This is a genomic window from Williamsia serinedens (assembly GCF_024171725.1).
Taxonomy (GTDB): domain Bacteria; phylum Actinomycetota; class Actinomycetes; order Mycobacteriales; family Mycobacteriaceae; genus Williamsia_A; species Williamsia_A serinedens.
Window position 1 is genome coordinate 24,168 of sequence record NZ_JAMTCG010000004.1, and the last position, 19,077, is coordinate 43,244.

The 19,077-nt window shown below is 70.2% G+C and carries 17 protein-coding genes, 2 tRNA genes and 1 pseudogene; 8 read left to right on the top strand and 12 right to left on the bottom strand.

Translation table 11 applies throughout. The features are described from left to right. Positions 1 to 18 precede the first annotated feature (18 nt). On the bottom strand, positions 19 to 1,461 hold the full coding sequence (gene leuC / locus LX12_RS11125; protein WP_253654634.1) for a 3-isopropylmalate dehydratase large subunit: 1,443 nt from the start codon (positions 1,459 to 1,461) through the stop codon (positions 19 to 21). 136 nt (positions 1,462 to 1,597) lie between these two features. On the opposite strand from leuC, the gene LX12_RS11130 reads away from it, so the two are divergent. The 3 genes from LX12_RS11130 (at position 1,598) to LX12_RS11140 (ending at position 3,139) form a co-directional block, all read left to right on the top strand. After that, on the top strand, positions 1,598 to 2,305 hold the full coding sequence (locus LX12_RS11130) for an IclR family transcriptional regulator (protein ID WP_253655082.1): 708 nt from the start codon (positions 1,598 to 1,600) through the stop codon (positions 2,303 to 2,305). Positions 2,306 to 2,349: 44 nt separating this feature from the next. Continuing rightward, complete coding sequence (locus LX12_RS11135) at positions 2,350 to 2,847, top strand: pyridoxamine 5'-phosphate oxidase family protein (protein ID WP_253654635.1); 498 nt, start codon at positions 2,350 to 2,352, stop codon at positions 2,845 to 2,847. Between the two features lie 106 nt (positions 2,848 to 2,953). Next, positions 2,954 to 3,139 carry an Lsr2 dimerization domain-containing protein gene (locus tag LX12_RS11140; protein WP_253654636.1) on the top strand — a complete coding sequence of 62 codons (186 nt, stop codon included), beginning with the start codon at positions 2,954 to 2,956 and terminating at the stop codon, positions 3,137 to 3,139. Between the two features lie 54 nt (positions 3,140 to 3,193). Here LX12_RS11140 and LX12_RS11145 read toward each other — a convergent pair. From LX12_RS11145 to LX12_RS11165, 5 genes are all read right to left on the bottom strand, one after another. Next, positions 3,194 to 3,266, bottom strand: a tRNA-Glu gene (locus tag LX12_RS11145). 116 nt (positions 3,267 to 3,382) lie between these two features. Next, positions 3,383 to 3,454, bottom strand: a tRNA-Gln gene (locus LX12_RS11150). An 88-nt stretch (positions 3,455 to 3,542) separates the two neighbouring features. After that, positions 3,543 to 5,030, bottom strand: a complete 1,488-nt coding sequence (gltX, locus tag LX12_RS11155; RefSeq protein ID WP_253654637.1) for a glutamate--tRNA ligase — start codon at positions 5,028 to 5,030, stop codon at positions 3,543 to 3,545. Positions 5,031 to 5,035: 5 nt separating this feature from the next. After that, positions 5,036 to 5,866 (bottom strand): alpha/beta fold hydrolase, encoded by an 831-nt coding sequence (locus tag LX12_RS11160; protein WP_253654638.1) that lies wholly within the window; start codon positions 5,864 to 5,866, stop codon positions 5,036 to 5,038. Position 5,867: 1 nt separating this feature from the next. After that, positions 5,868 to 6,641, bottom strand: a complete 774-nt coding sequence (locus LX12_RS11165; protein WP_253654639.1) for a fumarylacetoacetate hydrolase family protein — start codon at positions 6,639 to 6,641, stop codon at positions 5,868 to 5,870. A gap of 108 nt (positions 6,642 to 6,749) precedes the next feature. Between LX12_RS11165 and LX12_RS11170 the strand changes: the two genes are divergently transcribed. Next, positions 6,750 to 8,036 (top strand): MFS transporter, encoded by a 1,287-nt coding sequence (locus LX12_RS11170; RefSeq protein ID WP_253654640.1) that lies wholly within the window; start codon positions 6,750 to 6,752, stop codon positions 8,034 to 8,036. Here LX12_RS11170 and LX12_RS11175 read toward each other — a convergent pair. From LX12_RS11175 to serA, 3 genes are read right to left on the bottom strand one after another with little or no spacing between them, the layout of a single operon-like run. Then, on the bottom strand, positions 7,962 to 8,789 hold the full coding sequence (locus LX12_RS11175) for a class I SAM-dependent methyltransferase (RefSeq protein WP_253654641.1): 828 nt from the start codon (positions 8,787 to 8,789) through the stop codon (positions 7,962 to 7,964). The two genes, LX12_RS11170 and LX12_RS11175, sit on opposite strands and share 75 nt — an antisense overlap. A gap of 35 nt (positions 8,790 to 8,824) precedes the next feature. Next, complete coding sequence (locus tag LX12_RS11180) at positions 8,825 to 9,832, bottom strand: 3-isopropylmalate dehydrogenase (RefSeq protein WP_253654642.1); 1,008 nt, start codon at positions 9,830 to 9,832, stop codon at positions 8,825 to 8,827. Beyond that, a complete protein-coding gene (gene serA, locus LX12_RS11185) occupies positions 9,829 to 11,424 on the bottom strand; it encodes a phosphoglycerate dehydrogenase (protein WP_253654643.1) in 1,596 nt (531 codons plus the stop codon). Before serA ends, LX12_RS11180 begins: the two co-directional genes overlap by 4 nt. A 222-nt stretch (positions 11,425 to 11,646) precedes the next feature. Between serA and LX12_RS11190 the strand changes: the two genes are divergently transcribed. Next, positions 11,647 to 12,306 carry a chymotrypsin family serine protease gene (locus LX12_RS11190; protein WP_253654644.1) on the top strand — a complete coding sequence of 220 codons (660 nt, stop codon included), beginning with the start codon at positions 11,647 to 11,649 and terminating at the stop codon, positions 12,304 to 12,306. A gap of 87 nt (positions 12,307 to 12,393) precedes the next feature. Then, positions 12,394 to 12,555: pseudogene (locus LX12_RS22345) on the top strand (autoinducer binding domain-containing protein); the annotation flags it as partial. Between the two features lie 335 nt (positions 12,556 to 12,890). Here LX12_RS22345 and ilvC read toward each other — a convergent pair. Genes ilvC through LX12_RS11205 form a run of 3 tightly spaced genes read right to left on the bottom strand, consistent with a single transcriptional unit; the run spans position 12,891 to position 16,360 of the window. After that, positions 12,891 to 13,892: a ketol-acid reductoisomerase gene (ilvC, locus tag LX12_RS11195; RefSeq protein WP_253655083.1), complete on the bottom strand. Its 1,002-nt coding sequence runs from the start codon at positions 13,890 to 13,892 to the stop codon at positions 12,891 to 12,893. Positions 13,893 to 13,937: 45 nt separating this feature from the next. Continuing rightward, positions 13,938 to 14,438 (bottom strand): acetolactate synthase small subunit, encoded by a 501-nt coding sequence (gene ilvN, locus LX12_RS11200; protein ID WP_253654645.1) that lies wholly within the window; start codon positions 14,436 to 14,438, stop codon positions 13,938 to 13,940. Then, on the bottom strand, positions 14,435 to 16,360 hold the full coding sequence (locus LX12_RS11205; RefSeq protein ID WP_253654646.1) for an acetolactate synthase large subunit: 1,926 nt from the start codon (positions 16,358 to 16,360) through the stop codon (positions 14,435 to 14,437). The genes ilvN and LX12_RS11205 overlap by 4 nt, the downstream gene beginning before the upstream one ends. A 254-nt stretch (positions 16,361 to 16,614) precedes the next feature. On the opposite strand from LX12_RS11205, the gene LX12_RS11210 reads away from it, so the two are divergent. Further along, a complete protein-coding gene (locus LX12_RS11210) occupies positions 16,615 to 17,103 on the top strand; it encodes a PH domain-containing protein (protein ID WP_253654647.1) in 489 nt (162 codons plus the stop codon). 121 nt (positions 17,104 to 17,224) lie between these two features. After that, positions 17,225 to 19,072, top strand: a complete 1,848-nt coding sequence (gene ilvD, locus LX12_RS11215) for a dihydroxy-acid dehydratase (RefSeq protein ID WP_253654648.1) — start codon at positions 17,225 to 17,227, stop codon at positions 19,070 to 19,072. The last annotated feature ends 5 nt before the right edge of the window (positions 19,073 to 19,077 follow it).

Genomic DNA, 19,077 nt, shown 5'->3' on the forward strand with positions numbered 1-19,077 from the left:
GGTGGTCGGCGAAGGGTGTCAGTGCGCGAGATCCGCGGGCGCGGCGAGCCGTCCCCGGACCGCGGTCGCCGCGGCCACGGCCGGCGAGACCAGGTGCGTACGACCGCCCTTGCCCTGCCGTCCCTCGAAGTTCCGGTTCGACGTGGAGGCGCATCGCTCACCGGGCGCGAGCTGGTCGGGGTTCATGCCCAGGCACATCGAGCACCCGGCCTGCCGCCACTCCGCCCCGGCGGCGCGGAACACGGCGTCCAGACCCTCGTCCTCGGCCTGCTTCTTGACGCGCATCGACCCGGGCACCACCAGCATCCGCACACCGTCGGCGACGCGTCGACCCTCGAGCACGCTCGCGGCGGCCCGCAGGTCCTCGATGCGTCCGTTGGTGCACGAGCCCAGGAACACCGCGTCGACGCTCACGTCCCGCAACGGTGTACCGGGCGTGAGATCCATGTAGGCCAGCGCCTTCTCGGCCGCCTGTGCCCGGGTCTCGTCGGAGATCTTGGCGGGATCGGGGACGGTGTCACCCAGCGGGGCACCCTGCCCCGGGTTGGTGCCCCACGTGACGAACGGGGTCAGCGTGCTCGCATCGATGTGCACCTCGGTGTCGTACCGGGCACCCGGGTCGGAGCGGAGCGAATCCCAGTGCGCCACCGCGGCGTCCCAGTCGTCCCCGGACGGGGCGTGTGGACGGCCGCGCAGGTAGTCGTACGTGGTCTGATCGGGTGCGATCATCCCTGCACGCGCACCGGCCTCGATGGACATGTTGCAGATGGTCATCCGCGCCTCCATCGACAGCTTCTCGATGGCGCTGCCCCGGTACTCCAGGACGTGGCCCTGCCCGCCACCGGTCCCGATCTTCGCGATGATCGCGAGGATCAGGTCCTTGCTCGTCACGCCGACGGGCAGTTCGCCGTCGACGGTGATGGCCATGGTCTTGAACGGCCGCAGCGACAACGTCTGCGTCGCCAGGACGTGCTCGACCTCCGACGTGCCGATGCCCATCGCGATCGCGCCGAACGCGCCGTGGGTGGAGGTGTGGCTGTCGCCGCACACGATCGTCATGCCGGGCTGCGTCAGGCCGAGCTGCGGGCCGATGATGTGGACGATCCCCTGCTCGGCATCACCCATGGGGTGCAACCGGATCCCGAACTCCTCGCAGTTGCGACGCAGGGTCTCGACCTGGGTCCGCGACACGGGATCGGCGATGGGCTTGTCGATGTCGACCGTGGGGACGTTGTGGTCCTCCGTCGCGATCGTCAGATCCGGGCGACGCACGGACCGTCCGGCGAGCCGGAGACCCTCGAACGCCTGGGGACTCGTGACCTCGTGCACGAGGTGGAGATCGATGTAGATGAGGTCGGGGTCGCGCTGCCCGCTGGCGTCCGCCTCGCCGGCACGCACCACGTGCTCGTCCCAGACCTTCTCGGCCAGCGTCCGCGGAGCGGTCGTCTCGGCTGCAGTCATCTCCGTACCCCACATCTCGACGTCAGTCCCGTGCCGTCGACACACCCGGAATCGGGCGTTTCAGCATTCGGGACGTTAGTATCGGTCTATGGGACATCCTAGCGCATCGCCGGCTCGGTCCGCGCCCACCGCGGAGATGACGGTCAGCGGCGTCGGCGTCCTCGACAAGTCGGTCGCCGTGCTGCGGGCGATCGCCGAGAGACCGCGGAACCTCGGGGAACTGTGCGCGCACACCGGACTCCCCCGCGCGACGGCGCACCGCCTGGCGATGGGCCTGGAGACGCACCGATTGCTCACCCGCGACGGCGCGGGCCGGTGGTGCCCCGGTCCCGCACTCGCCGAGCTCGCGGCCGGGGCGGGTGACGCCGTCCGCGACGCGGCCCTGATGGTGTTGCCGCGACTGCGGGAGATCACCGGGGAGTCGGTCCAGCTCTACCGGCGCGAGGGTGCGCAACGGGTCTGCATCGCGGCGATGGAGCCGCCGACCGGACTCCGGGACACCGTTCCCGTGGGGTCGCGTCTGCCGATGACCGCGGGCTCCGGCGCGAAGGTCCTGCTGGCGTGGGCGGATCCGGCGACGCAGCGGACGCTGCTGCCCGAGAGTTCCTTCACCGACCGGTCTCTCGTCGACATCCGTCGACGCGGGTGGGCGCAGAGCGCCGGGGAACGCGAACCGGGGGTGGCGAGCGTCTCCGCGCCCGTCCGGGACGCCGCCGGCGAGGTCGTCGCCGCGATCTCGGTGTCGGGTCCCATCGACCGGATGGGGCGGCGGCCCGGCGCACGGTGGGCGGCCGACCTGCTCGCCGCGGCCGACGCGATCCACGCGCGTCTCCTCCACGGATGACCGGGGCGTAAGTTCGGCGACGAGTCGACCCGAGGAGGCCCCGCGTGGGAACGAACCAGCGTGCACAGATCGTCATGGACGACACCGAGATCGAGGAGTTCCTGCGCCGCAGCCGGACCGCGACCCTGGCCACCCGCGGTCGCGACGGAGCGGTCCACCTCGTCGCCATGTGGTACGCCCTGGTCGACGGCGAGATCTGGTTCGAGACCAAGGCGAAGTCACAGAAGGCGGTCAACATCCGGCGCGATCCCGCGGTGTCGGTGATGGTCGAGGACGGCGTCACCTACGACCGCCTGCGGGGCGTCGCCATCGAGGGGACCGCGGAGATCGTCGACGACCCCGACGCGCTGCTCCGTGTGGGGATCAGCGTCTGGGAGCGCTACAACGGCGAGTACACCGACGAGATGCGGCCCTTCGTCGACCAGATGATGAACAAGCGCGTCGCCGTCCGGGTCGTGCCGACGCGGGTGCGCAGCTGGGATCACGCGAAACTCGGTCTGCCCGAGATGCCCGTCGCCGGGAGCACCGCCGCGTTCCTCTGAACGACCGACAACGCGTGCATGTGGTGCGAACGTCGTACTGCACGCCCGCGCATCCCTCGGTAACGTCCCCGACGATCAACGATTCTTCGCAAGGGGGCACGGCGCCGTGGGACACATCGACGAGGTCGGGGAGGCGCGTGAGGCGCGCGCACACGACGAGACCATCCGCTACGGGTTCGACGGCGTGGAGTACGCGCTGACCGTGAGCGCCGAGGAGGCCGCCCGGTTCCGCGCCGAGATCGAGCCCTACCTGCGCGCCTCGCGCCCGGTCCGCGCCCGCCGCGCCGGCTGAACGCCCCTCCAGACGACTCGAGCCCCCCGACACTGTCGGGGGGCTCGTGCGTTGTAGCCCCGACGGGATTCGAACCCGCGCTACCGCCTTGAGAGGGCGGCGTCCTAGGCCGCTAGACGACGGGGCCAGGAACTTTCGTTCTGTGCTGCTCGGCTCGACCGGGGGTGACCCCCGTCGGGCTCCGAGAAGCTTATCGGCGCGACCCGACCGGACCAAATCCGTCCGACCGGGGGTCGCGCGACGCTGGGGTACCAGGACTCGAACCTAGAATGGCTGAACCAGAATCAGCTGTGTTGCCAATTACACCATACCCCACGGCGTGCTCATCGCTGCCGCAGAGCGACCGCGAAAAGCGCCGAGAAGCAGGATAGCAAGGGCCTCACCCGACACACGAATCTGCTGATCAGGCCGTGTTCTCGCAGTGATCACGGCGGGCGGCGGCCAGACGCGCCAGCGCGCTGTCACGGCCGAGCAGCTCCAGCGACTCGAACAGCGGCGGGCTGATGTGCGACCCGGTGACCGCGACACGGATCGGTCCGAACGCCTTGCGCGGCTTGAGCTCGAGACCGTCGACGACGGCCTCCTTGAGTGCCGCCTCGATGGCGTGCGTCGACCAGTCCCCCACGTCCTCCAGGGCCCGGGACGCGGCGTCCAGGACAGGGGCCGCGTCGGGGCCCAGGTTCTTGCGTGCGGCGGTCTCGTCGATCCGCAGGTCGGCGTCGTCGGTGTAGAGGAACGCGATGAGACCCCAGGCGTCACCGAGGACCTGGATGCGCGTCTGCACCAGCTCGGCGACCGTCGCGAACGCGGTGTCGTCGACCGTGGCCGGCAGGAGGCCGGCGCCGTCGAGGAACGCTCGCAGCCGACGGGCGAACTCGGCGGGGTCGAGGCGACGGATGTGCTCGGCGTTGATCGCCTCGGCCTTCTTCTCGTCGAAGCGGGCCGGGTTGGCGTTGACGGTGCGGACGTCGAACGCGGCGATCATCTCGTCGAGCGAGAACACGTCGTGGTCGTCGGCGATGCCCCATCCGAGCAGGGCGAGGTAGTTGAGCAGGCCCTCGGGGATGAACCCGCGGTCGCGGTGGTGGAACAGGCTCGACTGCGGGTCACGCTTGGAGAGCTTCTTGTTCCCCTCCCCCATCACGAACGGCAGATGACCGAACTGTGGCACGGCGTCGGCGCGACCGATGCGGATCAACGCCTCGTAGAGCGCGATCTGACGCGGGGTGGACGACAGGAGGTCCTCGCCGCGCAGCACGTGCGTGATCTTCATCGCCGCGTCGTCGACGGGGTTCACGAGCGTGTACAGCGGACGGCCGTCGCCGCGGGTCACCGCGAAGTCGGGGACGGTCCCCGCACGGACCGTCTGCGGTCCGCGGACCAGGTCGTCGAAGGTGATGTCGCGGTCGGGCATGCGGACTCGCACCACCGACGTCCGTCCTTCCGCGCGGTACCGCTCACGGTCGGCGTCGGTGAGGTCGCGGTCGAAGTTGTCGTACCCCAGCTTCGGATCCCGCCCGGCGGCGCGGTGGCGGGCCTCGACCTCCTCGGCGGTCGAGAACGCCTCGTACGCCTCGCCGGCGGCGAGCAGTTCGGCGACGACCTCCCGGTGCAGATCCGCCCGCTCGGACTGCCGGTAGGGCGCGTACGGCCCGCCGACCTCGGGGCCCTCGTCCCAGTCCAGCCCGAGCCACCGCAGCGCGTCGAGGATCGCCTCGTAGGACTCCTGGGAGTCCCGCGCGGCGTCGGTGTCCTCGATGCGGAAGACGAAGTCCCCACCCGTGTGTCGCGCGTGGGCGAAGTTGAACAACGCCGTGCGCACCAGTCCGACGTGCGGGGTGCCGGTCGGGGACGGACAGAAACGGACGCGGACGTGGGACGGTGCGGACATGCCCGTCAGGCTATCGCCCGGCCCAGGAAGTCGATGAGGAGCCGGTTCACCTCGTCGGGCTGTTCGAGGTAGCCGTAGTGCCCGGCCTCGGCCACCTCGTGGTACTCCGCGGTCGGGATGGCCTGCGCCACCTCACGCGCGAGGTGCGGCGGCAGCGTGCGGTCGTCGGCGAACCCGATCACCATCGACGGCCGCGTGATCCCGCGGTACGCCTGCAGGCGGTCGGCCTCGTCGTGGTGCAACTGCAGCTGCGCCCGGACCCCCGGGGTCCGCTGCTGGCCGGAGAACTCGATGATGTCGAGCCAGTCGCGGGCCGCCGCGTCGTCGAGCAGGGTGTGCGGGGACAGGTTGAGATGCGCGGTGATCGCGGCGTGGTACGCGTCGGGCAGGACGATCCCCTTGTCGACCATCTCCCGCTCTCCCGCCGAGATCGCCTGCTGCAGCGGGGTGTTGCGCCCGTAGGTCGCGATCATCGCCGCGCATCGGACGACGTCGGGTCGGGCGAGCGCGAGTTCCTGCGTGATCCGCGCACCCAGCGATGTGCCGACCACCGCGGCCGGTCCGGCGCCGAGATGCTCGATGAGCGCCGCCGTGTCGGCGACCATGTCGTCGAGCGTGAAGCCCTCCGCGCACTCGCTCGAGGGCGCGATGCCGCGGTTGTCGAACGTGACGACGCGGTAACCGGCGCGGACGAGGGCGGGCTGCTGGTGGGCCTTCCACACCCGCCCGGGACTGCCCGTGCCCATCACCATGACGACGAGCGGGCCCCGGCCGGCGTCCTCGTAGGAGATCGAGATGCCGTTCACCGAGGCGGTTCGCGGTGGTGTGGGCGGCATCTCAGCTCCGGTCGACGACGGGATTGGTCAGCGTCCCGACGCCCTCGACGACGACCGACACCTCCTGACCCGCCGTCATCGGCCCGACGCCCTCGGGCGTGCCGGTGAGCAGCACGTCACCGGGCAGCAGCGTCATGATCGACGAGATCCACTCCACGATGGCCCCGATGTCGTGGACCATCAGCGAGGTACGGCTGCGCTGCACCACCTCGCCGTCGAGCTCGGTGCGGATCTCGAGGTCGGAGGGGTCGATCTCGGTCTCGATCCACGGCCCCAGGGGGCAGAACGAGTCGAACCCCTTGCCGCGGGTCCACTGTCCGTCGGCCTGCTGCAGGTCGCGGGCCGTGACGTCGTTGGCGACGGTGTACCCGAGGATGGCGCTGCGGGCCTGGGCGGCGGGGACGTCCTTGCACGGCCGGCCGATGACCGCGGCCAACTCGCCCTCGTAGTCGACACGGGACGAACTCGGCGGACGGACGATCGGGACACGCGGACCGATGATCGACGTGTTCGGCTTGATGAAGATCACCGGGTCGGCCGGGGCCTCGCCACCCATCTCGGCGATGTGGGCCGCGTAGTTCTTCCCGATGCAGACCACCTTGCTGGCCAGGATCGGCGCCAGCAGGCGCACGTCGGAGAGAGGCCACGACCGCCCGGTGAACGTGGGCGTGCCGAAGGGGTGCTCGGCGATCTCCTTCGCCCGGGCGTCCCCGTCGTCTCCCTCGATGGCCACGAAGGCCACACCGTCCGGACTCGCGATTCGTCCCAGTCGCATGGTCCGACCCTATCCCACCGGCCGGGACGCACGGTCGCGGGTGAGCCGCTGTCGGTACTACCATGTGAAACACAGATCTCACTTTGTGAGACGACCGGAGGGAGCGGCATGGATCCGTCGGGCGGGACGACGACCGTCGGCGCGGTACGGCGGTGGGCCATGCTCGCCGCATCGGTCCTCGGCGCCATGGCCACGACCTGTGCGGTGTCCGGCGCCGGGTTCCTCATCCCCGCTCTGCACACCGACGAGGGCCTGTCGATCGCCGCCGCGTCGACGCTCGCGACCGCACCCACGGTCGGGCTCATGGTCTCGATCATCCCGTGGGGCGCGGCCCTCGACCGCTTCGGCGAGCGACGCATCCTGCTGATCTCGTTGGTGCTCACCGTGCTCGCCACGGCGGCATCGGTCACCGTCGCGACCGTCGGACTCGGCTACGTCGCCCTCGCCGCGACCCTCGTCGCCGGTGGCGTGGTGTCGGCGGCGACCAACGGGGCGAGTGGTCGCATCGTCGTCGGGTGGTTCCCCCCGCACTCCCGGGGAACCGCGATGGGTGTCCGACAGACCGCACAGCCGTTGGGAATCGGACTGTGCGCGTTGACGATCCCGGTCCTCGGTGCCGACCACGGGATCACGGCGGGTCTGATCGTCCCCCTGGCCGCCGCGGTCGTCGCGCTGGTCGCGGTGGCCGTCTGCGTCGTCGACCCTCCTCGCGCGACGTCGACGCCGGGGTCGGTCGCCGAGGGCGAGAACCCCTACCGCACATCGTCGTTCCTCCCCCGCGTGCACGCCGTCAGTGTCCTGCTGGTCATCCCGCAGTCGACGCTGTGGACGTTCTCCTCGGCGTGGCTGATCGTCGGGCACCACTGGTCACCCGCATCGTCGGGTGTGGTGGTGACGGCAGCCCAGTTCCTCGGCGCGGCAGGTCGGATCGCCGCGGGACGGTGGTCCGACGTGTGGGGCTCACGTATGCGACCGATCCGGGTCATCGCCCTCGCAGCCGCTGCCATGTCCGTGCTGCTCGCGCTCACGGACTGGCTGTCGAGCCCCGTCGCCGTCGTGCTCATGGTGGTGGCCACCGTCGTCACCGTGGCCGACAACGGGTTGGCGTTCACGGGCATCGCCGAGTACGCGGGCCCGCGGTGGAGCGGTCGGGCACTGGCCGTGCAGAACACGGGCCAGTTCCTCGCCACCGCCGTGGCCACACCGGCCCTGGGTGCGGTCATCGGGGCGTTCGGGTTCCCCGCCGCGTTCCTGGCCATGGCGATCGCACCCGCCGTCGCACTCCCGCTGGTCCCGTCGGACCCACCGGGCGCCTTCGACTCAGCCCGTGGTCGCCGCGACGACGATGTGGCCGCCACCGGAGTCGCCGGCAGGAGGGAGTCCCAGCAGCCGTGACCGGATGGCCGGCCGGTCGAGGTCGTCGACGTCGGCGAACCCGGCCTCGGTGAGAATGGCGCGCATCTCGTGCGGGGGCAGCGGGTCGGTCAACGGTTCACCCACCGCCGCAACCCTGCGCTCCAACGACGACGCCCCGCGCGGGGCCCGGGGATCGGCCGAGGTGAGCGGCGCGCGGTAGTCGGCCACCACCACACACGACAGAGACCCCAGCGCGCGCAGGGTCGTCGTGACCGACCGCCGTGTCAGGTACGGCACCACGCCGAGCCACATCACGACGACGGGACGACCGGTGTCGACACCGCCGCCCCGCAGCGCGGTCACCAGGTCGTCGCGCTCGAAGTCCACCCCGATGTGGCACACGTGCTCCGGGACGTGGATCCCCGCCTCGTGCAACCGTTCTCGCTTCCACGCCCCGGTCGCGGGATGATCGACCTCCACCACCGCGACGCCGGGGTGGTCCATCCGGTAGGCAAAGGTGTCGAGTCCCGCGCCGAAGACCACCACCTGGTCGACGCCGTCCGCGACAGCCGCGTGCACGCGGTCCTCCGCACAACGGTGGCGCGCCGCGATGAAGAACCGCAGCGCACGATGCGGGTCGTCGCCGACACCCGCCAGGACCGCCGCACGGTCGACGCCGAGGATCGGCCAGGCGAGCGGATCACGGAACACGACCCCGCCGTCGAGGTCCTGGTGCAGGGCGCGGTGACGCGCCGCCCCGAACGCCGTGCGGCTCGGTTGTCCATCTCGCACGGCTGTCAGGGTAGGCCCCCGACCGCGCTCGCGGACTAGAGCCGAGCGCGGATACGGGCCCCGGTCTCGGTGGTGCTGACCGGACCGGTGCGCTCGGCGAGATCGGCCGCGACGGCCATCTCGACGCGCTCGGCGGCCGCGGTGTCACCGAGGTGACGGAGCAGCAGTGCCCCGGAGAGGATCGCCGCCGTCGGGTCCGCCTTGTCCTGGCCCGCGATGTCGGGCGCCGAGCCGTGCACCGGCTCGAACATCGAGGGGTTCGTGCCCGTGGCGTCGATGTTGCCCGAGGCCGCCAGTCCGATGCCACCGCTCACCGCGGCCGCGATGTCGGTGATGATGTCGCCGAACAGGTTGTCGGTGACGATGACGTCGAACCGGCCGGGGTCGGTGACCATGTGGATCGTCGCGGCGTCGACGTGGCAGTAGTCCGTCGCCACGTCCGGGTACCCGCGGCCGACCTCGTCGACGGTCCGCTGCCACAGCGACCCGGCGAACGCCAGCACGTTGGTCTTGTGCACCAGCGTCAGCTTCTTCCGGCGCACCTGCGCACGCTCGAAGGCGTAGCGCACCACGCGCTCCACCCCGAACCGGGTGTTCAGGCTCACCTCGGTCGCGACCTCATGCGGGGTCCCGGTACGGATGGCGCCACCGTTGCCGGTGTAGGGACCCTCGGTCCCCTCCCGCACCACGACGAAGTCGATCGACGGGTCGCCCGCGAGCGGGACCGCGACGTTCGGGTAACGAACGCTCGGCCGGAGGTTGACGTGGTGGTCGAGCGCGAAGCGCATGGTGAGCAGCAGTCCCCGCTCCAACACACCCGACGGCACCGACGGGTCGCCGATCGCGCCCAACAGGATCGCGTCGTGCTCGCGGATCGACGCGAGGTCCGCGTCGGTCAGCAGCTCGCCGGTGGCGTGGTAGCGGCGTGCGCCGAGGTCGTACTCGGTCGTCTCGACACCGTCGACGACGACGTCGAGCACCTGCAGGGCCTCCCCGATGACCTCGGGACCGATGCCGTCGCCGGCGATGACCGCGAGCCTCACGTCAGGTCCACCTGACGGATCAGCGTCGCCGAGACGGCGTCGGCGATCGCGTCGACGACGGCCGCGGGGATCTCGCGGTCGACGCGCAGCAGCACGGTGGCGCCACCACCCTCGGCGTCCTGCGACAGACCCGCGGCGGCGATGTCGATGCCGGCGTTGCCCAGCAGGGTGCCGATCTTGCCCAGCGTGCCCGGCTTGTCGCCGTAGGAGACGACCAGGTTGCGCCCCTCGGCACGGAGGTCGAAGTTGCGTCCGTTGATGTTGACGATCTTCTCGACCTCGGCCGGACCGCTCAGCGTGCCCGCGACGTTGACCGTCGACCCGTCACCGAACACGGCCTTCACGTCGACCAGACTGCGGTGGTTGGGGCTCTCGGTGGCGGTGACCACCTCGCTGGTCACGCCGCGCTCCTCGGCGACGGTCGGTGCGTTGACGAACGTCACCGGGTCCTCCAGGACCGCCGAGAACAGACCGCGCAGAGCGGACAGGCCCAGGACGTCGACGTTGCGGACGGCGAGCTCGCCGCGGGCCTCCACGGTGATCGACGTCGGGATCTGACCGGAGACGGCGCCGACGAGGACGCCCAGCTTGCGCACGAGCTCGAGCCAGCCGCCGACCTCCTCGTCGACCGGGCCGCCGGTGATGTTCACGGCGTCGGGGACGAAATGTCCGGCGAGCGCGAGACGGACGCTCTTGGCGACGTCGGTGCCGGCACGGTCCTGCGCCTCGGAGGTCGACGCGCCGAGGTGCGGGGTCACGACGACCTCGGGCAGCTCGAACAGCGGGCTGTCGGTGCACGGCTCGGTGGCGAACACGTCGAGGCCGGCACCGCGGACCTGTCCGGACTTGATCGCGTCGGCCAATGCCGCCTCGTCGATGAGACCGCCGCGGGCGGCGTTGACGACGATGACGCCCTTCTTGGTCCTCGCCAGCTGGTCGGCCCCGATCATCCCGAGGGTCTCGGGCGTCTTCGGCAGGTGCACGGTGAACAGGTCGGCGCGCTCGAGCAGTTCGTCGAGCGAGACGAGCTCGATGCCCAGCTGCGCCGCGCGAGCCGGGGACACATAGGGGTCGTAGGCGATGATCTGCGTCTCGAACGCCGCGAGGCGCGCGGCGACGAGCTGGCCGATGCGCCCCAGACCGACCACACCGATGGTCTTGCCGAAGATCTCGACGCCGTTGAAGCTGGAGCGCTTCCACTCGTGGTTGCGCAGGGTCGCGTCGGCGGCGGGGATCTGGCGGGCCGCGGCGAACATGAGCGAGATCGCGTGCTCGGCGGCGGTGTGGATGTTCGACGTCGGCGCGTTGACGACCATGACGCCGCGCTCGGTGGCCGCGGGTACGTCGACGTTGTCGAGGCCGACGCCGGCGCGGGCGACGATCTTCAACGTGGGGGCCGCGGCGAGCACCTCGGCGTCGACCGTCGTGGCCGAGCGGACGAGGATCGCGTCGGCGTCGGCGACCGCGGCGAGCAGCGCTGGGCGGTCGGGACCGTCGACCCACCGCACCTCCACGTCGTCGCCGAGTGCCTCCACCGTCGACGGTGCGAGTTTGTCGGCGATCAGGACGACTGGTCGACCGGAAGTGCTCACGCGGGGTTCTCCTGTGGATGTCGGTGCTGTCAGGGGTCCGGGCGGACGCCCCGCTCAGCTTAGAGGTGACGTTGTCGACGCCGACACGCGAGCATGCTGCAGCGACCAGGTACCGGACCGGTCACGAAGTGGCGGTGTGACGGCGGTTACGGATACATTGCCCCTGACCCCGTGTAGGACGGGTGTTCGATGCTGGGCCGGGGACGAGGAGTGGGAGCACCCATGGTGAAGAAGTTGGCAGCACTGCTTGCCGTCGTGGCGGCTGCGCTGCTGTCCATGGTGGGCGCCGGTACCGCATCCGCCGCACCCAACATCCCGCTCGGCGGCGGTTCCGGGATCATCATCCTGAAGAGCGGCAACAGCGGCGACGCCTGCACCCTGACCACGATCGGCAACGATTCCGCCGGTCGTCTCGTCGGTCTGACCGCCGGGCACTGCGGTGGCGTCGGACAGACCGTCTACTCCGAGCGCTTCGGCAATCTCGGCCCCGCCGGCCGGATCATCGTGTCGAACAACGACCTCGACTTCGACGTCATCCAGTTCGACCGCGCCAAGGTCATCCCGCTGCGCACCGTCGGCAACGTGACCATCCGGTCCATCCAGACCGCGGCCCCGCAATTCCCGTCGGTGCTGTGCAAGACCGGCCGCACCACCGGGTCGACCTGCGGTGTGACGTTCTTCTCCGACAACGTCTCCCACTTCAGCGCGGTCTGCGTCGCCGAGGGCGACTCCGGCAGCCCGGTCGTCATCGGTGACCGCCTCATCGGCATGGTGAACGCCTACTACTTCACCGCGTGCATCGGTCCCGAGACCGGCTCCAACATCGGCCCGATCCTCGCCGCAATGAGCCGCGCCGGGGTGAACAACTTCCGGCCGATCTGATCGCCTGACCGTTCTCGACGAGAGCCCCCACCGGAAACCGGTGGGGGCTCTCGTCGTCTCGCCCGCAGTGTCACCACGTCGCCACCGCACCCTGGGCTCGCCCACGAATACTCAGGGGCGACACCAGCCCCGCCCGCGTGGCGAGACCACTACACCGCAGGCGAATTCGCACGCCACGATGTCGTTCGCACGCTCCTGCACCGTTCGCACGCCCCCTGCACCGTGCGAACAAACTCAGCGGCGTGCGAACGACACAACGGCATGCGAACGCGGTCACCAGTGCCACCCCACGTTCGGGCCGGGGTCTCGCCCGCAGTGTCGCCACGTCGCCACCGCACCGCGGCTTCGCCCGCCGGACTTCGCGGGCGAGACCAGCCGCGCGTGGCGAACCCACGACACCGCAGGCGAACTCGCGGCGGACGGCCCACTCACCCACTGTCCTGGTGCAGTTTCGGCACACCCGGCGGTGAGTTTCAGCCCACTCGGCGGGTGGTTTCGGCACACTCGGCGAGTCGGACCCGGGAGCGACGAGAGCCCCCGCCCAGCAGGGCGGGGGCTCTCGTGACGAGCAGAGTGCCTGGGACTCAGGCGGTCTCGGTGATGGGACGGTCGACCCAGCTCATCAGGTCGCGGAGCTTCTTGCCCGTGACCTCGATGGGGTGCTCGGCGTTCTTGGCGCGCAGGCCCTCGAGCTCCTTGTTGCCGCCCTCGACGTTCGCGACGAGGCGCTTGACGAAGGTGCCGTCCTGGATGTCCTTGAGGATTCCGCGCATCCGGTCCTTGGTGCCGTCGTCGATGACGCGCGGACCCGACAGGTAGCCGCCGAACTCGGCGGTGTCGGACACGGAGTAGTTCATCCGGGCGATGCCGCCCTCGTACATGAGGTCGACGATGAGCTTGAGCTCGTGCAGCACCTCGAAGTACGCCATCTCCGGCGCATAGCCGGCCTCGACCATGACCTCGAAACCGGTCTTGACGAGCTCCTCGGTGCCGCCGCAGAGCACGGCCTGCTCACCGAAGAGATCGGTCTCGGTCTCCTCCTTGAAGGTGGTCTTGATGACGCCGGCCCGGGCGCCACCGATGGCGGCGGCGTAGCTGAGCGCCAGCGCCTCGCCCTCACCCTTCGGGTCCTGCTCGACGGCGATGAGGCAGGGCACGCCCTTGCCGTCGACGAACTGCCGACGAACCAGGTGGCCGGGGCCCTTCGGGGCCACCATGCCGACGGTGATCTGCGCGTCGGGCTTGATGAGACCGAAGTGGATGTTCAGACCGTGGCCGAAGAACAGCGCGTTGCCGTCCTCGAGGTTGGGGGCGATCTCGTCGGTGAAGATCTGCGCCTGCGAGGTGTCGGGCGCCAGGAGCATGACGACGTCGGCCCACTTCGCGGCCTCGGCGGCGGACATGACCTTCAGGCCCTGCTCGGACGCCTTCTCCCGCGAGGCGCTTCCCTCACGCAGGCCCACGGCGACGTCGACGCCGGAGTCGCGCAGGCTCAACGAGTGCGCGTGTCCCTGGCTGCCGTATCCGATCACAGCGACCTTGCGGCCCTGGATGATCGACAGATCGGCGTCGTCGTCGTAGAACATCTCGACTGCCACTGCTGTTTCCCTTCGGTTCTCGTTCGGTGCGTCTCAGCGGGTGGCCGAGATGCTCTTGGGTCCACGCCCGAGCGCGACCGCGCCGGACTGTGCGATCTCGCGGATGCCGTACGGATCGAGCATCCGCAGAAGCGCCTCGAGCTTGTCCGTCGTCCCGGTCGCCTCGATGGTGACCGACTCGGTGGACACGTCGATGACCTTCGCGCGGAACAGGTCCACGATCCCGGTCACCTCGGTGCGCGTCGACGCGTCGGCGCGCACCTTGATCATCATCAGCTCCCGCGAGACCGAGGTCTCCGGGTCCTGTTCGACGATCTTGATGACGTTGATGAGCTTGTTCAGCTGCTTGGTCACCTGCTCCAGCGGGAAGTCCTGCACCGAGACCAGGATGGTCATGCGCGAGACGCCCTTGAGCTCGGTGGGTCCGACGGCGAGCGACTCGATGTTGAACCCGCGCCGGGAGAACAGCGACGACACACGGGCGAGGACGCCGGGGCGGTCCTCGACGAGGACGCTCAGGGTGTGGGTGGTCATCGGTCGCCCTCCGGTTCGGTCTTGCCGTCGGCGCCCGGGGTCATCGCCGCGTGGATGTCGACGGGGTCCGAGGCGGCCTCGTCGTCGTCGAACAGCGGACGGATCCCCTTGGCCGCCATGATCTCGTCGTTGCCGGTGCCCGCGGCGACCATCGGCCACACCTGGGCGTCGGCACCGACGATAAAGTCGATGACGACGGGACGGTCGGTGATCTCGCGGGCCTTGGCGATGACCTCGTCGACGTCGGCCTCGTTCTCGCAGCGGAACGCCGCACAGCCCAACGCCTCCGCCAGCTTCACGAAGTCCGGGATCCGCCGCGAGTGGGTCGCGAGGTCGGTGCTCGAGTAGCGCTCGTCGTAGAAGAGCGTCTGCCACTGACGGACCATGCCCAGGTTGCCGTTGTTGATCAGCGCCACCTTGATCGGGATGCCCTCGATGGCGCAGGTCGCCAACTCCTGGTTGGTCATCTGAAAGCAGCCGTCGCCGTCGATGGCCCACACCTCCTTCTCCGGCGCGGCCATCTTGGCGCCCATGGCCGCCGGGACGGCGTAGCCCATGGTCCCGAGGCCACCGGAGTTGAGCCAGGTGCGCGGCTTCTCGTAGGAGATGAACTGTGCGGCCCACATCTGGTGCTGGCCGACGCCGGCGCAGTAGACCGCATCCGGTCCTGCGGCCTTGCCGACCGAGGAGATGACGAACTCCGGCGACATCGACCCGTCGGAGGGACGGTCGTAGCTGAGCGGGTAGGTCCGACGGATGCCGTCGAGGTAGCTCCACCACTCGGTGAGGTCCGCGGTGCGGTTGCTGGTGGCCCGCTCGTCGCGGATCGCCTCGATCAGCTCGACGATGACCGCGCGGCAGTCGCCCACGATCGGCACGTCCGCGGGACGGTTCTTGCCGATCTCCGCGGGGTCGATGTCGGCGTGGATGACCTTGGCGTCCGGTGCGAACGACGACAGCTGACCGGTCACGCGGTCGTCGAAGCGCGCGCCCAGGGTGATCAGCAGGTCGCTGCGCTGCAGGCCGGCGACGGCCGCGACCGTCCCGTGCATGCCCGGCATGCCCAGGTGCTGGGCGTGGCTGTCGGGGAACGCACCGCGCGCCATCAGCGTGGTGACGACGGGGATGCCGGTGAGCTCGGCGAGCTCCAGCAGTTCGTCCGACGCGTCGGCCTTGATGACGCCACCGCCGACGTAGAGCACCGGCTGCTTCGCCGCGGCGATCATGCGGGCCGCCTCGCGGACCTGCTTGCCGTGCGGCTTGGTCACCGGGCGGTAGCCGGGCAGGTCGATCTGCGGCGGCCACGAGAAGGTGGTCTGCGCCTGCAGGATGTCCTTCGGGATGTCGACCAGGACGACGCCCGGGCGGCCGCTCTCGGCGATGTAGAACGCCTCGGCCATGACCTGCGCGATCTCGGCACCCGAGGTCACCAGGAAGTTGTGCTTGGTGATCGGCATGGTGATGCCGGTGATGTCGGCCTCCTGGAAGGCGTCGGTCCCGATCAGACCGCGACCGACCTGACCGGTGATGGCGACGACCGGGACGGAGTCCATCTGCGCGTCCGCGAGCGGCGTGATGAGGTTCGTCGCACCCGGGCCGGAGGTTGCCATGCAGACGCCGGCACGGCCGGTGATCTGCGCGTATCCGGTCGCGGCGTGGCCTGCGCCCTGCTCGTGCCGGACCAGGACGTGGCGGACCTTCTGCGAGTCGAGCAGTGGGTCGTAGACGGGGAGGACAGCACCACCCGGGAGGCCGAAGACCACGTCGACGCCGAGCTCCTCGAGGCTGCGCACGACGGCCTGTGCGCCGCTGACACGCTCGGGCGCCACGGTCGCGGCGCCGACGGTGCGGGGACGAGCCGACGGGGCGGGCCGCGCCGCGGGCCGGTCGGAGTCCGCAGGGCGAGTTGCTGGTGCGCTCACTGCACTTTCCTCTGCTGGTCAGGGAGATGTCGGGCAACAAAAAACCCCCGACAGCCGGTGGCTGTGCGAGGGTGGCGCGTCTGCTTCGTGAGGTCTCGTCGAAACCCGGTCAGGCGATGACGCGCCGGCCGAGTACGAGAATGTCACGAAGGATCACGTGGGCAAAGGTAGGTCTGCGCACGTGTGCGAGTCAACTTGCTGGTCAGCGCGTCCCACATCGTGGGAAGCGGGTGGCCGGATGCCACAATCGGTGCGTGTCCGCACCCGATCACGAGACCGCGCCCGACGCCGCCGCGACGGCTCCGTCGCAGGTCACCGACCAGCCCGAGGTGTTCCGCATCGGCGGGCTCGCCTACTTCGGACCGATCATGATGCTGGTGACCGCACTGGTCCTCGCCGGGACGTCGCTGGCCTACCTGGGCTGGACGCTCCTGGTGCCGTTCGTCGTCGCGTTCTGGATGTACCGGATCCGCACCGTCGCCGACGCCGACGGCGTACGGGCGGTCGGGACGTTCCGCACGCGGGCGTTCGCGTGGACCGAGCTGACCGGACTGTCCTTCCCCCGCTGGGGGTCGGTGCGTGCCGAACTCGCCGACGGGTCCCGGGTCCGACTGCCCGCGGTGTCGTTCCGCGACCTCCCGCGCCTGTCGAGGACCAGCGCGGGTCGCATCCCCGACCCCTATGCTGCAAAGCCCGACGCACCCGCCGCCTCCGACGACGAGCCGGCCGACCGCGACGACTGAGTCCACCGCCGACGGGCCCGGGAAGACGCATCGTCGACGGGCGTAGTCTGGCCGGGCCATTTCGGGCCGTCGGCGCGCGACGCGGGTCGGTCCGCACACCGACCACCGATCGAGGGTGACCATGCCGCCGTTGAGATCACGCACCACCACTCACGGACGCAACGCCTCCGGCGCCCGCTCCCTGTGGCGCGCCACGGGGATGACCGACGACGACTTCGGCAAGCCCATCGTGGCGATCGCCAACTCCTACACGCAGTTCGTCCCCGGGCACGTGCACCTCAAGGACGTCGGCGAGATCGTCGCCGACGCGGTCCGCGCGGCGTGTGGCGTCCCGCGGGAGTTCCACACCATCGCCGTCGACGACGGCATCGCGATGGGCCACGACGGCATGCTGTACTCGCTCCCGAGTCGCGAGATCATCAGCGACAGCGTCGAATACATGGTCAACGCGCACACCGCAGATGCGCTCGTGTGCATTTCGAACTGCGACAAGATCACGCCCGGGATGCTCAACGCCGCGATGCGGCTGAACATCCCGACCGTCTTCGTCTCCGGCGGCCCCATGGAGGCGGGCAAGTCCGTCGCCGTCGGCGGCGTGGTCCACCCGTCGTCGGACCTCATCACGACCATCTCGGCGTCGGCGAACGACGCCGTGGACGACGAGGCGCTCACCGAGGTCGAGCGGTCGGCCTGCCCGACGTGCGGGTCGTGCTCGGGCATGTTCACCGCCAACTCGATGAACTGCCTCACCGAGGCCCTGGGACTCGCGTTGCCCGGCAACGGGTCCACGCTCGCCACCCACGAGGCACGCCGGGCGTTGTTCTCCCGTGCGGGAACCGTCGTCGTCGAGGCGGCGACGAAGTGGTATCGCGACGACGACGCGAGCGTGCTGCCGCGGAACATCGCCACCGCCACCGCGTTCCGCAACGCGATGGCCCTCGACGTCGCCATGGGCGGCTCGACGAACACCGTCCTGCACATCATCGCCGCGGCGCAGGAGGGCGAGGTCGCCGACTTCGACCTGTCGGTGATCGACGAGATCAGCCGTCGGGTGCCGTGTCTGGCGAAGGTCTCCCCGAACTCCGACTACCACATGGAGGACGTGCACCGGGCGGGCGGCATCCCGGCGATCCTGGGTGAGCTGCGCCGCGCGGGCCTTCTCGACGACACCGCGACCACCGTCCACTCCCCCACCCTCGGTGCCTTTCTCGACGACTGGGACATCCGCGGGGGCAGGGCGACCGACGCCGCCGTCGAGTTGTTCCACGCGGCCCCGGGAGGGGTGCGGACGACGACCCCGTTCTCGACGGCGAACCGGTGGAGCTCACTCGACACCGACGCCGCCAACGGATGCATCCGCGACCTCGAGCACGCCTACACCGCGGAGGGCGGACTCTGTGTCCTGACAGGCAATCTCGCCGTCGACGGCGCCGTGCTCAAGACCGCCGGGATCGACGAGGACCTCTGGCACTTCGAGGGCCCGGCGCGCGTCGTCGAGAGTCAGGAGGAGGCCGTCCAGGTCATCCTGTCGAAGACGATCCAGGCCGGCGAGGTGCTCGTCGTGCGCTACGAGGGACCCGCCGGCGGCCCCGGGATGCAGGAGATGCTGCACCCGACCGCCTTCATGAAGGGCACCGGCATGGGCAAGAAGTGTGCCCTCGTCACCGACGGGCGCTTCTCGGGCGGGTCGTCGGGACTGTCCATCGGACACGTGTCACCCGAGGCCGCGGCCGGCGGCGACATCGCGCTCGTCGAGGACGGTGACCCGATCCTCGTCGACGTGAGGACCCGTCGCCTCGAGATCCTCGTCGACGACGAGGTCCTCGCCGAGCGTCGCGCGAAGATGGAGGCGTCCGAACGGCCCTGGCAGCCGCGAGAGCACCGTGAGCGGAAGGTCACCACGGCGCTGCGTGCCTACGCGAAGCTCGCCACCTCGGCCGACCGCGGGGCCGTCCGTCGGGTCGACTGACCGCA

Bases quoted from the DNA above. Each gene is read 5' to 3' on its own strand.
- leuC (WP_253654634.1), bottom strand. From the start codon at position 1,461: ATGACTGCAGCCGAGACGACCGCTCCGCGGACGCTGGCCGAGAAGGTC.
- LX12_RS11130 (WP_253655082.1), top strand. From the start codon at position 1,598: ATGACGGTCAGCGGCGTCGGCGTCCTCGACAAGTCGGTCGCCGTGCTG.
- gltX (WP_253654637.1), bottom strand. From the start codon at position 5,030: ATGTCCGCACCGTCCCACGTCCGCGTCCGTTTCTGTCCGTCCCCGACC.
- LX12_RS11160 (WP_253654638.1), bottom strand. From the start codon at position 5,866: ATGCCGCCCACACCACCGCGAACCGCCTCGGTGAACGGCATCTCGATC.
- LX12_RS11165 (WP_253654639.1), bottom strand. From the start codon at position 6,641: ATGCGACTGGGACGAATCGCGAGTCCGGACGGTGTGGCCTTCGTGGCC.
- LX12_RS11170 (WP_253654640.1), top strand. From the start codon at position 6,750: ATGGATCCGTCGGGCGGGACGACGACCGTCGGCGCGGTACGGCGGTGG.
- LX12_RS11190 (WP_253654644.1), top strand. From the start codon at position 11,647: ATGGTGAAGAAGTTGGCAGCACTGCTTGCCGTCGTGGCGGCTGCGCTG.
- ilvC (WP_253655083.1), bottom strand. From the start codon at position 13,892: ATGTTCTACGACGACGACGCCGATCTGTCGATCATCCAGGGCCGCAAG.
- ilvN (WP_253654645.1), bottom strand. From the start codon at position 14,438: ATGACCACCCACACCCTGAGCGTCCTCGTCGAGGACCGCCCCGGCGTC.
- ilvD (WP_253654648.1), top strand. From the start codon at position 17,225: ATGCCGCCGTTGAGATCACGCACCACCACTCACGGACGCAACGCCTCC.